Source organism: Aeromonas sp. s1(2024), assembly GCF_040908005.1.
GTDB classification, from domain to species: domain Bacteria; phylum Pseudomonadota; class Gammaproteobacteria; order Enterobacterales; family Aeromonadaceae; genus Aeromonas; species Aeromonas caviae.
Genome location: NZ_JBFOCW010000059.1, coordinates 179873 through 192549, shown reverse-complemented (window position 1 = coordinate 192549; position 12677 = coordinate 179873). Strand labels below are relative to the sequence as shown.

The 12677-nt window shown below is 59.9% G+C and carries 12 protein-coding genes, 2 pseudogenes and 1 riboswitch; of the genes and pseudogenes, 6 read left to right on the top strand and 8 right to left on the bottom strand.

The genetic code is table 11. The features are described from left to right. Positions 1–270: 270 nt before the first annotated feature. Together AB5Y70_RS14475 and AB5Y70_RS14470 are read left to right on the top strand one after the other, a co-directional pair. Positions 271–993, top strand: coding sequence for a 4'-phosphopantetheinyl transferase superfamily protein (locus tag AB5Y70_RS14475; RefSeq protein ID WP_279988953.1), 723 nt, complete (start codon positions 271–273; stop codon positions 991–993). Further along, positions 990–1838 carry a tetratricopeptide repeat protein gene (locus AB5Y70_RS14470; RefSeq protein ID WP_041214740.1) on the top strand — a complete coding sequence of 283 codons (849 nt, stop codon included), beginning with the start codon at positions 990–992 and terminating at the stop codon, positions 1836–1838. Before AB5Y70_RS14475 ends, AB5Y70_RS14470 begins: the two co-directional genes overlap by 4 nt. Before the next feature lie 142 nt (positions 1839–1980). On the opposite strand, the gene AB5Y70_RS14465 is transcribed toward AB5Y70_RS14470, so the two are convergent. Together AB5Y70_RS14465 and ribB are read right to left on the bottom strand one after the other, a co-directional pair. Beyond that, positions 1981–2223: an Lpp/OprI family alanine-zipper lipoprotein gene (locus AB5Y70_RS14465; RefSeq protein ID WP_010634682.1), complete on the bottom strand. Its 243-nt coding sequence runs from the start codon at positions 2221–2223 to the stop codon at positions 1981–1983. Positions 2224–2448: 225 nt separating this feature from the next. Beyond that, positions 2449–3102, bottom strand: coding sequence for a 3,4-dihydroxy-2-butanone-4-phosphate synthase (ribB, locus tag AB5Y70_RS14460; protein WP_010673523.1), 654 nt, complete (start codon positions 3100–3102; stop codon positions 2449–2451). Between the two features lie 104 nt (positions 3103–3206). After that, a riboswitch (FMN riboswitch) is annotated at positions 3207–3364 on the bottom strand. A 209-nt stretch (positions 3365–3573) separates the two neighbouring features. Here ribB and purU point away from each other — a divergent pair. After that, positions 3574–4410, top strand: coding sequence for a formyltetrahydrofolate deformylase (gene purU / locus AB5Y70_RS14455; protein WP_029313992.1), 837 nt, complete (start codon positions 3574–3576; stop codon positions 4408–4410). A gap of 58 nt (positions 4411–4468) precedes the next feature. On the opposite strand, the gene AB5Y70_RS14450 is transcribed toward purU, so the two are convergent. Further along, positions 4469–5737, bottom strand: a complete 1269-nt coding sequence (locus AB5Y70_RS14450; RefSeq protein WP_043152436.1) for a DUF945 family protein — start codon at positions 5735–5737, stop codon at positions 4469–4471. Positions 5738–5846: 109 nt separating this feature from the next. Continuing rightward, complete coding sequence (gene cls / locus AB5Y70_RS14445) at positions 5847–7328, bottom strand: cardiolipin synthase (protein WP_010673520.1); 1482 nt, start codon at positions 7326–7328, stop codon at positions 5847–5849. A gap of 96 nt (positions 7329–7424) precedes the next feature. On the opposite strand from cls, the gene AB5Y70_RS14440 reads away from it, so the two are divergent. Further along, positions 7425–7967 carry a DUF1439 domain-containing protein gene (locus tag AB5Y70_RS14440; protein WP_029313991.1) on the top strand — a complete coding sequence of 181 codons (543 nt, stop codon included), beginning with the start codon at positions 7425–7427 and terminating at the stop codon, positions 7965–7967. 4 nt (positions 7968–7971) lie between these two features. On the opposite strand, the gene AB5Y70_RS14435 is transcribed toward AB5Y70_RS14440, so the two are convergent. Further along, complete coding sequence (locus tag AB5Y70_RS14435) at positions 7972–8430, bottom strand: GNAT family N-acetyltransferase (RefSeq protein ID WP_029313989.1); 459 nt, start codon at positions 8428–8430, stop codon at positions 7972–7974. Between the two features lie 324 nt (positions 8431–8754). Between AB5Y70_RS14435 and AB5Y70_RS14430 the strand changes: the two genes are divergently transcribed. Continuing rightward, a complete protein-coding gene (locus tag AB5Y70_RS14430; protein ID WP_069785440.1) occupies positions 8755–9495 on the top strand; it encodes a lytic transglycosylase domain-containing protein in 741 nt (246 codons plus the stop codon). 117 nt (positions 9496–9612) lie between these two features. Beyond that, positions 9613–9735, top strand: a pseudogene (locus tag AB5Y70_RS14425) (lytic transglycosylase domain-containing protein); the annotation flags it as partial. Between the two features lie 105 nt (positions 9736–9840). Here AB5Y70_RS14425 and aqpZ read toward each other — a convergent pair. The 3 genes and pseudogenes from aqpZ to AB5Y70_RS14410 form a co-directional block, all read right to left on the bottom strand. Beyond that, a pseudogene (gene aqpZ, locus AB5Y70_RS14420) lies at positions 9841–10526 on the bottom strand (aquaporin Z). Positions 10527–10820: 294 nt separating this feature from the next. Continuing rightward, a complete protein-coding gene (gene ruvC, locus AB5Y70_RS14415; protein ID WP_010673515.1) occupies positions 10821–11342 on the bottom strand; it encodes a crossover junction endodeoxyribonuclease RuvC in 522 nt (173 codons plus the stop codon). A 234-nt stretch (positions 11343–11576) separates the two neighbouring features. Beyond that, complete coding sequence (locus tag AB5Y70_RS14410) at positions 11577–12485, bottom strand: Gfo/Idh/MocA family protein (RefSeq protein ID WP_049636691.1); 909 nt, start codon at positions 12483–12485, stop codon at positions 11577–11579. Positions 12486–12677 lie beyond the last annotated feature (192 nt).

Here is a 12677-nt window from a genome sequence, read left to right as displayed (position 1 = left end):
CGCAATCCTTTATCCCCACAAAAAAGAGTGAAACTTGTTAAAATGCAGCCCGACAGGGCAATTTATAAGGCAACAGCACCCGACTATATCCAAGAATTCTATCGAGGCAAGCGAAAATCCCAATCGAACTCACATTTTTGCAAGGAAATGCTCTGTTTAGCGCAATTTATGTGATCATGGCCAAACAATATACAATCTTGAAAGCATCGGTTTCGGCCTCTCCAAACTGATTGTTATCGCTACTTCGACCCCATTTTTAAGTGAAATATTATGCTTTCTGCGGATCTCTATTTGTTAAATACCGCGCTCGTCGATACTGAACAGCTGATCGGGCTGTCATCCGGGCTCTCCCCGGAGGAATACCGCCACTGGCACGAGATCCGCCAACCAGGCCGCCAGCGGGAGTACCTGCTGGGACGCGTGTTGCTTCGCCGCCTGCTGGCCGAACGCCTCCACTGCCCTGCCGGCGCTCTGGCCTTTCACATCGGCGAGCATGGCAAACCGACACTGCTCAGTCATCGCTGGCAGTTCAACCTCAGCCACAGCGGAGAGTGGCTGGTGATCGCCCTCTGTGAGGAGGGCCCCCTTGGGGTGGACATCGAGATGGGATTGCGTCACCGCCCCATACTGCCGCTGGCCAAACGCTTCTATGCGCCAAGCGAATACCAATGGTTGAACGCCCAGCCCCGAGAGGAGCAACATTCGGCCTTCTATCGGCTATGGTCTCGCAAGGAAGCTGTGCTCAAGGCGCATGGCGATGGTATTTCCGCCGGACTCGACAAAATCTGCTTCCTTCCGGAGCAGGCATGGCAGCTCAAAAATCATCTCGACAATCGCCACTATGAAATCCGCGACTGGCCCGCGGGCAGCGGATGGCTCAGCCTGGCTGCCCCGACTCGCCGGGTCGATGCCCATCTGCTGGATGCGCGCTTGAATTCCATCCCGCTGGACCCCATGTTGATCCACACCATTTTTCGAGAGTCAGCCTCATGATCGTCGACATCACTCCCCAGAACTTCCACGCAGAATTGCTCGATGCGTCCATGAAAAAGCCGGTCGTCATCTATTTCCACGCCCCCCAGATGCCGGAGTGCCAGGCCATGACCCCGCAAGTGGAAGCGCTGGTCGGCCCGGCCAATGCGGCGGTGACCCTGGCCAAAGTCGACATGAACGACCCCCAGTTGCAGCCTCTGGCCAGCCAGCTTGCCCTGCGCGCACTGCCCGCGCTGGTGCTGTTCCATCAGGGGCGCCCGGATGAACAGGCCATTCTGGAAGGGCCGCAGGATGAAGCCACATTGCGCCAGTATTTCGCCGCCTTTGCCCCCAAAGAGGAGGAGTTGCTGCTCGATCAGGCAAAGCAGGCGCTGGAGAACGGGCAAGCCGATGTGGCGCACACCCATCTTGGCCAGGCCCATCGCCTCGCCCCCGAGCGTCACGACATCACGCTCTGGCTGATACAGGCGGCGCTGGATCTCAATCTCCTTGACGAGGCGCAGAGCCTGCTCTCGACCATCCCCATGGTGGCACAGGATGATCATTACCAGACCCTGAGCTCCCGCCTCTCGCTGGCGCTGCAGGCCAGCGACAGTCCTGAGCTGCGCGCCCTGGAGCTGCGCCACGCTGAACAGCCTGATGACCATGCCCTCGCCCAGGAGCTGGCGGTGCTCTACAGCCAGGTTGGTAGACAAGAGGAGGCATTGGCCCTGTTGTTCACCATCCTCAAACGTGATCTCGCCTTTGGCGATGCCAAGAAGATCTATCTCGATGTGCTGGCAACCATGGGTGCGCACCCTGCAGCGCAGAGTTATCGTCGCAAGCTCTACAGCCTGCTCTATTGAGCGACAGGAAAATCAGATGAGGGGATGCCGATTCGTAGGCATTGCCTTGTCAGGCGGATATTTAGCGGGAAAAAAAGCGGGTATTTGACGAATTTCAGGCAAAAAAAATGGCGCATTGAAATGCGCCATTTTTTCGCATGGATTACTTCTTGTAGGAAGTAGCCATGTTGTCGATGCGCTGGTTAGCACGCATAGCTTCTTGCTTGGCTTCTGCAACATCAGCAGCGATCTTGGACTGATCAGCACGAACAGCGCTAACATCTTGAGCCAGTTGGTCAACTTTGTTAGACAGATTCTGAACGGAAGTTTCCAGTTCGCTGGTGTTTGCACAACCGCCCAGCAGAGCGGACAGACCAACAACACCTACCAACAACATTTTTTTCATTTTTAAAAGCTCCCTTTAACTCGCCAGACGTTTAGCAAGCGGCGTGATTATGGCACAAAAAAATCATAGTTTGGATAGGCCTCATCACAGATAAATGCGTTAAAACCCTCATTTTTTTTTAGTTGCACACTTTCCGTACAAACTTTAAGCAAAAATGAGTGTCCCTGGATGAGGTTCGCACAAAGCGTAACCAAAATTTGGGCTTATTACAATTTCGTATGAGGCTCAGGCTGAACGTTCTGACAGCAATTGACGATATTGCACCAGATCTTCGATGGTCAGGACCGGCATCCGGTGCTGGCGACCGAAGGCCACCAGGTCCGGCAGCCTGGCCATGGAGCCATCTTCCTTGGTCAACTCGCACAATACTCCGTAAGGTTTGAGCCCGGCGAGCTGCATCAGATCGACGGTCGCTTCGGTGTGACCACGGCGGGTCAGCACCCCACCCGTGCGGGCGCGCAGCGGGAAGACATGGCCGGGTCGATGCAGATCGGAGGGCCGGGCGCCGTCGGCGATGGCCGCGCGGATGGTGGTGATGCGATCGGCGGCGGACACCCCGGTAGTCACCCCCTGCGCCGCTTCGATGGTCACGGTGAAGGCAGTCTGATAGTGGCTGGAGTTGGCCTCCACCATCATCGGCAGCTCGAGCTGGCGAACCCGCTCGTCGGTCAGACAGAGGCAGACGATGCCGGAGCACTCGCGGATCATCATGGCCATCTGCTCGTTGGTCATGGTTTCTGCGGCAAAGATGAGATCGCCTTCGTTCTCGCGATCTTCATCATCGGCCACCAGCACACCCTGACCGGCACGCAGGGCGGCCAGCGCGGCTTCGACGCGAGCAATGGGATCACCGAATTCACTGAGTAGAGACTGATTCATGGTAAGACTCCTAAAAAAGACAAGGACCAGAATCAGGGCATGGAAAGGCAGACAGAAGTAGCCATGCGGCGGCCAACCCGGCAGGGTCTGGCCAGCAATATCTGTCTTATCCTCTTTCATCCGGACTATGACCGTCGGCTCCGGCATCTCACCGGATCTGCTGACCCCGTCCCGGATGAATGCCGGGTCGGGCGCTCGCGGGCTCCCCGAGTCACATCGGGATACCGCCGGTGGGGAATTTCGCCCCGCCCTGAGAATAAGCGCAGACAGCCTAAAGAAAAAAGACGCAGGATGCCAGCCAAAAACCCATCAAAGACAAACCGGGAGCTGGCTGCACTGCAATTTTCGCGCGAGCACCACCCGATACACGGCGCGCTGTCCTTTCTGATTTCGTTTGTGGCATAGTGCCAGCAAAAACGCGCGCGCCCGCGCAGACCGGGTGCCAACATCACAAACGGAATCATGACAGAGATGGAAAAGAAAATACTGCTGACCGATTGCCCCGACGCCAAGGGTCTCATCGCCAAGATCACCAACATCTGCTACAAGCACCAGCTCAACATCAACAAGAACGACGAGTTCGTGGATCACGAAAACGGCCGCTTCTTCATGCGCACCGAACTGGAAGGGCGCTTCAACGACGAGACCCTGCTGGCCGACCTCGATGATGCCCTGCCTGCCGGCGCCCAGCGTCGTCTCGTCAAGGCGGGCAAGAAGCGCATCGTCATTCTGGTGACCAAGGAGACTCACTGCCTCGGCGACATCCTGATGAAAAACTATGCCGGCGCCCTGGACATGGACATCGTCGCGGTCATCGGCAACTACGACACCCTCGCCGAGCTGACCGGCAAGTTCGACATCCCCTTCCACTGCGTGAGCCACGAGGATCTCAGCCGCACCGAGCATGAGGAGCAAGTGCGCACGCTCATCGATGGCTACCAGCCGGATTACGTCATCCTGGCCAAATACATGCGTGTGCTGACCCCAAGCTTCGTCGAAGCCTATCCGCGCAAGATCATCAATATCCACCACTCCTTCCTGCCTGCCTTCATCGGCGCCCGCCCCTATCGTCAGGCCTTCGACCGCGGGGTCAAGCTGATTGGTGCCACCGCCCACTTCGTCACCGACGATCTGGATGAAGGCCCCATCGTCGAGCAGGACGTGATCCACGTCGATCACACCTTCAGTGCCGATGACATGGCCAAGGCCGGACGCGACGTGGAGAAATCCGTGCTGAGCCGGGCGCTGGAACTGGTGCTGAACGAGCGGGTCTTCGTCTACGGCAACAAGACAGTCGTGTTCAAATAAGCGGCTGCGCGCCCCCAGAAAAAAGGCTCCCGAGGGAGCCTTTTTCATTGCGCGGCACTCACGGGTGCAGCGGCAGACCATTGACGGTCACGGCCCCTTTGTCGAGCTTGAGCTCGGCCTGAAGCTGTGACTCCTGCGCCTTCAGATATCCCATGGCAGTGAATTGCTCCAGCATGGGGGCCAACTGGGGAACGGCCTGGCCCAGCTTCTCCCCAAGGTGGGCATGAAGCAGACCGGAGAGTGCCTGCATCCCCTCCTCGCTGCCCATCAACTGTGCCAGGGTGGTGGACGCCAGCTTGGCCTCCCCTTGCAGGCTGACAGGCTCACCGTTCAATCGCGCACTCAGATCCGCCAGTTCCAGCGTGGCCCCTCTCTGGAGCATCTTGTCCAGCGCTTCCTGGATGGCCGCTTCGTCCACCCGTTTGCTGCTGGCCTCTTGCAGCGTCTGATACCCCTCGAGATCCAGCCCCTTGAGGGAGAGATCCAGATTTCCCTGGGTCAGCGCGAGCCGGTCTTCCTCGCTCTCCATGTTGAGGGTCGCCACCTTCATCTGATAGCGAGTGGAGAGCGTCTGAAGATCGTCCCCCGCCAGCTCGGTGGCCGTGGTCAGCCCCTCCAGCGTGATCTTGACGTTCCCCGGCTGGGTCAGGGTGAAGGCCGTGAGGGTCGCATCGCTGCGGGGAGAGAGCCAGAGCCCGCTGATCTCGGCCATGTCGGCACTGCCCTTGAGATCCGCCAAGGCCAGATCTGTCTTGCTCTGGGCATCGTGGACCGTCATCCCCAACCAGTGGGCGGTGAGATGGCCATTGCCGTCGAGATCCCCGCGATAGTCGCCGTTCAAGGGCAGGAAGGTGAACTCGTTGAGCCCCTCCTTGACCTTGAAGTCACTCACCCAGAAGCGGGAACTGTTGCTCATGGTCCAGAGGCTGCTCGCCGATTCGGCCCCCAGTTGCCACTGCTGCATCCCCAGAGAGGTCAGGATGGGCGCCAGCGTGCCCTGTGCGGTATCAAGCTGGAGGTGACTCTTGATATAGAGCGGCAACAGGCGGCTGTTGAACGCGAACTGCATCTCGATGGGTTCGCTTCCCGCCAGCTGGGGATCAAAACTCGCCAGCGTCTGGGGCGGCACCACCACCTTGAGCACGCCGTCGCGGGTGAACAGATTCTCCGTCTCCGGGCTCCAGGTGACTTCGATTCCGCTCTCCTGCTGCGCCCTGGCGATCTGCTCGGCCAGGATCCGGTCGAACGTATTGCCCGTGTACCAGCAGGCGCCAAGCCCTCCCACCACCAACACGGCTCCGACGGCCAAGGCCACTTTTTTCTTCATCAGTTCTGTTTCTCCACAATGGTTCAATGGCGGGTGCATGGGCGCACTCTACGGGGAGGATGGGCATCAACACAAGCCAGACAACGGCTTGGGGCCCACGCTCTGGCTGTCACAGCAGGGGGCTGAACAGGTAGAAGATGTTCTCAAGCAATTTTTTGTACCAGGGGCGGGCACGCCACCTGGTCAGTGACATGGGGGTCGCCTCCAGCATGTAGCCCTGCACCAGCTGGTTCATCTCGGCGACAAACACCGGGTTGTCGATGAGCAGGGTGATCTCGAAATTGAGCCAGAGACTGCGCCGGTCGAGGTTGACCGTGCCCACCAGGGCGAAATCATCGTCCACCAGCACGCTCTTGGTGTGCAGCAGTCCGGCATCATAGCGGTATATCTCCACTCCTGCCGCCAGCAGATCCTCCATGAAAGAGTTGCTGGCGTGGTTGGCCATCAGGGAGTCGTTGCGTGCAGGCAGAACTAACTGCACCAGCACGCCGCGGGCCGCCGCCGAAGAGAGGGCCGCAGCCAGCGGATCGTCCGGCACGAAATAGGGGGTGGTCAGCACCAGATGGTGACGAGCCTGGTAGATGGCGAGCAGCAGGCTCTGCTGGATGCAGTCACCGCCGACGAAGGGGCCTGAGGGAATGAGCTGGGCCCGATAGTTGGTCTGGGGCCAGGCTTCCGGCTCATGTTGCAGACTGTCGAGCAGCCGCTCGCCGGTCTCCATCTCCCAGTCCCAGACGAAGGTGGACCACATCAACGGCACCACGGGGCCCTGCACCCGGATCATGATGTCGACCCACTGGCCGACCCCGGCATCCTGCTTGAAGAAACGGGGATCCACCATGTTCATGGAGCCGGTGTAACCAACCTTGTCATCGATCACCACCAGCTTGCGGTGCATGCGCAAGTCCTGGCGCTGAAACGGGATGCGCCAGGCGCCGACCGGCAACACTTCCACGACTTTGACACCAGCGGCACGCAAGGTTTTGGGCCAGGAGGAGCGGAAGAAGGTCTTGCTGCCGATGGAGTCGAGCAAGACACGACAATCCACGCCGCGTGCCGCCACCTCCATCAACGCCTCGCACACCTCGTCCACATCCCCACCGGGGTGCCAGATGTAGAACTCCAGATAACAGGATTGGGAGGAGCCCCGGATGTCGCGCACTATCTCCTCTACGATGCTCTTGGGCTTGTGCAGCAGGGTCATCCGGTTGCCCGAGAGCATGGGCATGGCCAAGCGCCCCTGGATCAGATCGTGGAGCGGGCGTGCCTTGCTGCCCACCTCGCAGCAGTGCTGGGGGAAGAGGCGCGCGAGCTGGCGGATCCAGATGGCGTAAGGACGGTACATGGCCTGGGCCCGCTCCGCCCGCTTGCGACCGAGGCGTATCTCGCCAAACAGCACGTAGAAACCGACCCCGGCGAAGGGGATGGCATAGATGAGGGCCAACCAGGCAAGAGATACCCCGATGGGACGTCGCTTCATCACCACCCGCAGGGAGATCCCTGCCACGATCACGGTGTGAAACAACAGCAACAACCAGCCGAGAAAGCGGGAAAACAGCAACTGAATGTCGTATTCCAGACCGTCGAGCAAGGCGACTCCTTGGTGTATTGGACAGATGGCACGGGCAGACCCCACAGGGTCGGGATGGTATGCTATGGGGCACACCCATTCTATCAGGTCGTTAGCATGATCCTGCAATCTATGCTGCTGAGTCTGGCCATGCTAGGTCAAGGCTCATATGACATCAATGAGCAGCAGATAAATCAGTACCTGCAGTCACAGGTGCAAGTGGACAAACAGCTGGAATTGCCCGGCATCATCAAGGCCCATGTGCAACTCGAGCAGAGCGATGTGCAGATTGGTCGCCAGAGCCCGGATACCGCCAGGGTGTTTGGCAAAGGCAAGTTGAAAATCGCGCTCCCGGATCAGACCGAGTACGACGCGCGCCTCAACATGACCTATGAGGCGAGGCCCCGCTACGACAAGGCCAGGAGTGCGCTCTTCCTCGACAACATGAAGCTCATCGATTACAAGCTGGAGCCTGCCGCGGCGGAACAGAAGTTTGGTTTCATGCTGAGGATGCTGCTGCAGAGCATGGAGAAACGGCTGGAGACCCAGCCTGTCTACAAGCTGGATGACAAGGATCCCAATCAGGCCTGGCTCAAGGAAAATCTGCTGGGGCTGGAGCTGTCACCAGGCAAGATCCACCTGCTGACCAAACCCCAATAAGACGTCAGTTGAAAACAGGCGCCTTCGCCTGACGCACCAGCAGCTCGATCTGGTAACCCTGTTCGTGCTGCTGGTGATAGAGAGAGTGGAGGGGCCCGTCGAGTTCATGCAGGGGAAGGTGGTCAAATCCCGCCTTGAGGTAGAAGGGTTTCTCGAACGGCAGGGCGTGACAGATCACGGGCTTGTCGGAAAGATCGCGGCAGGCATGCTGCAGCAAGCGGGACCCCAGCCCCAGGGACTGGTAGTGAGGGAGCAGACGAAAGCCACACAAGTGGTAATAATCCTGTTCATCGCGCAGGCGCACCGCCCCCACCAACCAGTGCGCGTCACGGACCACAAAAATCCGTTCTGCCAAATCCGGCACATAGTGGGAAAACGTCGTCTCGTAATAGTCTCTGATGAGGGAAAGATCCGCATCACAGTACTCTTCGAATCTGAGCTCCATCGCTCGCCTGCTTGTCATGCCCATTTCGCTCTGGCCATACCGGCCCTCTCCTGCTCGCTCGCTGGCTCCACGAAGAGATCAGACCAGAGTGGAGCAACAGCAAGATAACACGCCTTTAACTTACAAAAAAGCCAATAACTCGATGGAAAAGACGAGGTTGCGATCATCCGTCCCTTGACGCCATGAGCCGCGCCCCTTGTCCTGAGTGAGCACACAGGCGGGACGTCCCTCTACCATCGCATTTCCAGCCTCCCCTGTTCACGGGCACTTGTTCTGCGCCATCCCGAATGCTTTACTCAACGTGGCTAACGAGGCTTAAGGAGCAAGCCGTTGAAAGCATGGATGTTGCTGGGCATGATGCCGCTGTTTTCCCACGCAGCCCCGGCTCAGATACCGCCACCGGCAGAGGTGGTGATCCTGACCCCGGAGACGGCTGTCTCCTCCCCGGTTCCCACGCCGCGTACCGTGGCACTCACCACGGCGCCGCTCCCCTCCCCTGAACCCGCTAAGTCTGCAAGCCGTCAGATCCAGGTCTACAAGTCGGTACAAAAGAACGGGGTCATACGCTATTCCGACATGATGCCGGAGCAGGGTCACTACGAACTGCTGCTGTTCAACGACTGCTATGCCTGCGATCCGGCGTCCAAGGTCAACTGGCGCACAACAGGCCTCTTCCTCTATGACTACGCCAGCACCATACAGGCGGCAGCCAAGGCTTATCAGGTCGAGCCTGCCCTCATCCGGGCGCTGATCCATGCCGAGTCCGCCTTCAATCCCCTGGCCGTCTCCCGCAAGGGCGCCATGGGACTGACCCAGCTGATGCCCGCCACGGCGCGCGAGCTCGGGGTCGGCAACGCCCTGCTGGCGGAGCAGAACATCTTTGGCGGGGTGAAATACCTGGCGGGGCTGCTCAAGCAGTATGACGGCAATGTGGCCCTGGCCACCGCCGCCTACAATGCAGGCGCCGGTGCGGTGCAAAAACACGGCGGCATACCGCCCTATGCCGAAACCCGGGCCTATGTGGAACGGGTCAAGCTGCTGCATCAGCGCTACAAAGAGATGCTGAGCGCCAAGGGGTTGTAGGACCGGTACGGTACAAGCACGGCGGCATCCCTCATTGGCCGAAACCCGGGCCTATGTGGAACGGGTCAAGCTGCTGTATCAGCGCTACAAGGAGATGCTGAGCGCCAAGGGGCTGTAGGACCGGTACAGTACAAGCACGGCGGCATCCCTCATTGATTGGCCGAAACCCGGGCCTATGTGGAACGAGTCAAGCTGCTGCATCAGCGCTACAAAGAGATGCTGAGCGCCAAGGGACTGTGATCATGCCGCACCCTATCGTCAGCATGGCGCCCTGCCCGGTATTCCTTCAGGCATAAAAAAACACGCCCGGGGGCGTGTCGATACCACACGTTAACTAGCAACACATCACTCTTTCGTGGCGATCACACGATAGGCCAATGCACCCAGAATGGCACCGACAATGGGGGCAACCCAGAACAGCCAGAGCTGGCCCACGGCCCAGTCACCGACAAAAAGCGCCACCCCAGTGCTGCGCGCCGGGTTGACCGAGGTGTTGGTCACCGGAATGCTGATGAGGTGAATGAGGGTCAGGCACAGACCGATGGCGATGGGAGCAAACCCGGCCGGCGCACGGCTGTCGGTGGCCCCCATGATGACAAACAGGAAGAAACCGGTCATCACCACTTCACACACCAGTGCGGCCAGCAGGCTGTAACCACCGGGGGAATGCTCGCCATAGCCGTTGGAAGCAAAGCCTGCGCTCACATCAAAACCCGCCTGTCCGCTGGCAATGACATAGAGCACGCCACCTGCCACGATCCCACCAAGCACCTGGGCCACGATGTAGGGCAGCACGTTGGAGGCCGGGAAGCGACCACCGGCCCAGAGCCCGACGGTCACGGCCGGGTTCAGGTGGCAACCCGAGATATGACCGATGGCATAGGCCATGGTCAGCACAGTCAGGCCGAACGCCAGGGCGACGCCCAGCAGGCCGATCCCCACATTGGGGAAGGCGGCAGCCAGCACGGCGCTCCCGCAGCCCCCAGCACCAGCCAGAAGGTTCCCATAAATTCAGCAGCAAAAGGTTTCACTCTTGTCTCTCCCATGATGACTAACACGCGAACCTGAAAGGCTCATACGGACACTGTTATTGAACAGGCGCCATATTATGGGAGTGTGGCGGAGCAAGACGAAACCGACCCGATTCATCGCGAATATGTGATGAATGTCACAAGTTATTGATAAAGTAGAAAGATATTCACCCGCTCGGTGCGCTTCTCCATGGGAGTCCCATCGAGGGACGCGACAGATTGTGACCCGACCAGCGATTTTGCCAGCAGCTCCCCGCGCTCCCCTGCCAACACCGGATAGCCCTCCTCCAGGGTTCAGCGATAACGGCCGCGCACCGATCCGCTGGCCCGCCCGGCCATGCGAATGAGGCTCTGACGGGTGTGGAAGTGGCAGAGCGCCACCCCTAGAGCATCCGCCGCGTCCGCCTGGGGGGTGGCAGAGAGCTTGAGCAGATGAGTCACCATGTGCTGCACCTGCTCCTTGGCGGCGCCACCGGTGCCCACCACCGCCTGCTTGATCTGGGTGGCCGAATACTCGCTCACCGGCAGCAGGGCATTGACCGCCGCGACGATGGCACTTCCCCTGGCCTGGCCGAGCTTCAGGGCCGAGTCCGCGTTGCGCGCCATGAAGACCCGCTCGATGGCGAACTCGTCCGGCTTGAACTGGGTGATGATCTCGCTCACCCCGTCATAGACCTGCTTCAGGCGAGACGGCAGCTCCCCCAGATCGGTGCGGATGCAGCCCGATCCCAGGTATTCCGCCTTGCCCGCGACGATGCGAATGACCCCGTAGCCGGTGATGCGCGAACCGGGATCGATCCCCAGAATGATGCTCATGAACGGAATACCCCACCCACTGCGGTCAGCCATCTCATCTTCGACACCTTCTTCATTGCGATCTCTTGCCCTGCTGCTCTTGATGGCCGCCAAGATAACAAACCCGCCTTCGCTTGGCTCGCTCGCTGGCACCTTTCCCGGCTGACTGCGCAAGGAGCCACCATCTCATACAGTGCTCTGCCGATTCTCTGGCCAGTGATGCCTGCCGGAGTCACCCAGCCCCTTGCCTCCGGGTCATCCCTTTGCCAGGGCGACGAGGCGCTCCGCCAGTCGATGGCTTTTCAGGTAGCTCTCGACCAGTGCCCCGTCTGCCCGCCCGGCGTCAATCTGCCCATACCAGTGCTCGAGCATGGCGACAAAACCTCGGCTCGCCAGCACGGGCTGCCAGTCGCCCGGAGCCAGAGTCTGCACTGTGTTGTCTCGCGCAAGCAGGCCACGGGTGCAGTTCTCGATATGCAACGAGAGGTTGTCGCCATAGGCATCGATGCGCTCCTCGGTCATGCCGGCGCTGCGATTCATGCTGCCGCTCACCGCCATCTGCCCACTCTGCCAGGCGACGCTCACCCCGGCCAGCAGCTCGGGCTGCTCACTGCTGCGTCGCAGCACCGCATGCAGCTCCCCGTCCGGCTCGCCGCCATAACAGCAGAGACTGTCGAGCACATGGATACAGTCGTCGAACAGAAACTGGCGAGGCACCCCTGGCAGGGCGTGCCTGTGCTTTTGCCAATGGAGCTCGGTCAGCGGCTGGCCACGTGCGGCGGCCATGGCGGGCAGATAGCGACGGTTGAAGCCGACAAACAGCGGGCAGTCCCTGGCGATGGCGAGATTGGCGAGCGCCTCCACCTCTCCTGCGTTGTCACACAGCGGCTTGTCCACAAAGGTGGGAATGCCGGCACGCAGGCACAGCTCCGCCAGTTTGCCGTGCACGGCGGTGGCAGCGTGGATCATCACCGCATCAGGTCGGCTCGCCAGCAGCGCATCGACCTCGGTAAAACACTCGCCAATCCGGTACTGGCGCGCCAGTTTGCCGAGCACCGAGGGACTCCGGGTACAGAGCAGCGGGGTGACTCGCTCGTCGTTTGCAAGCAGCGGCAGATAGGCCTTCCGGGCGATATCGCCAAGGCCAATCAGGGCAATGCGCATGGGCACTCCTCTCAAGGGGATAACCAGATAACTGCCTGCACGATCTCAGGATTTCCCTCGCAGATCCAGCCTTGGCGCCATCTCGCTCCAGGTGCCTTCTGATGCAATGCGGCACCACCCCGCGATATCCTGGCCACCTTCCTCCATCGAAGCGACCCCCGGCGGCGCGGCGCTTGAGCGGCAAACCGCGAT

Bases quoted from the DNA above. Each gene is read 5' to 3' on its own strand.
- AB5Y70_RS14475 (WP_279988953.1), top strand. From the start codon at position 271: ATGCTTTCTGCGGATCTCTATTTGTTAAATACCGCGCTCGTCGATACT.
- AB5Y70_RS14470 (WP_041214740.1), top strand. From the start codon at position 990: ATGATCGTCGACATCACTCCCCAGAACTTCCACGCAGAATTGCTCGAT.
- AB5Y70_RS14465 (WP_010634682.1), bottom strand. From the start codon at position 2,223: ATGAAAAAAATGTTGTTGGTAGGTGTTGTTGGTCTGTCCGCTCTGCTG.
- ribB (WP_010673523.1), bottom strand. From the start codon at position 3,102: ATGAATCAGTCTCTACTCAGTGAATTCGGTGATCCCATTGCTCGCGTC.
- purU (WP_029313992.1), top strand. From the start codon at position 3,574: ATGGAAAAGAAAATACTGCTGACCGATTGCCCCGACGCCAAGGGTCTC.
- AB5Y70_RS14450 (WP_043152436.1), bottom strand. From the start codon at position 5,737: ATGAAGAAAAAAGTGGCCTTGGCCGTCGGAGCCGTGTTGGTGGTGGGA.
- AB5Y70_RS14440 (WP_029313991.1), top strand. From the start codon at position 7,425: ATGATCCTGCAATCTATGCTGCTGAGTCTGGCCATGCTAGGTCAAGGC.
- AB5Y70_RS14435 (WP_029313989.1), bottom strand. From the start codon at position 8,430: ATGACAAGCAGGCGAGCGATGGAGCTCAGATTCGAAGAGTACTGTGAT.
- AB5Y70_RS14430 (WP_069785440.1), top strand. From the start codon at position 8,755: ATGTTGCTGGGCATGATGCCGCTGTTTTCCCACGCAGCCCCGGCTCAG.
- ruvC (WP_010673515.1), bottom strand. From the start codon at position 11,342: ATGAGCATCATTCTGGGGATCGATCCCGGTTCGCGCATCACCGGCTAC.
- AB5Y70_RS14410 (WP_049636691.1), bottom strand. From the start codon at position 12,485: ATGCGCATTGCCCTGATTGGCCTTGGCGATATCGCCCGGAAGGCCTAT.